Source organism: Falsihalocynthiibacter sp. BN13B15 (assembly GCF_041205415.1).
GTDB lineage: Bacteria > Pseudomonadota > Alphaproteobacteria > Rhodobacterales > Rhodobacteraceae > Falsihalocynthiibacter > Falsihalocynthiibacter arcticus.
This window is the reverse complement of record NZ_JBGFCE010000139.1, coordinates 1-243: the sequence shown is the minus strand read 5'-3', so window position 1 is coordinate 243 and position 243 is coordinate 1. Positions and strand designations below refer to the sequence as shown.

The window sequence follows — 243 nt, the reverse complement described above, 5'->3', positions numbered from 1 at the left end:
TAGTGTGGTGAAAATAGATATTCGGAAGTGTAAACCCAAGGAAATAATTAACTCCGGTCAACGTGGCAGTTTCATTGCCCATTGGGAAAGTGATTTCCCGGTCATGACCGCTATCCACAGAAGCTTTATCAACGCTTTGTATGAACGCGACGGTGGCGGCGATGCGGGCTTTCATTTCTGCTTCAGTTCCGACGGCATCGGGGATTTCAGGGAATGGGAGGCCAGCTAGTCGGGCTGTACCGC

Annotated in this window: 1 protein-coding gene; it reads right to left on the bottom strand. The window is 50.6% G+C overall.

From position 1 onward, the window contains the following. A partial coding sequence (locus AB9F26_RS22535; RefSeq protein ID WP_369769157.1) for a DUF1993 family protein occupies positions 1 to 205 on the bottom strand: 205 nt, incomplete at its 3' end. Between the last annotated feature and the right edge of the window lie 38 nt (positions 206 to 243).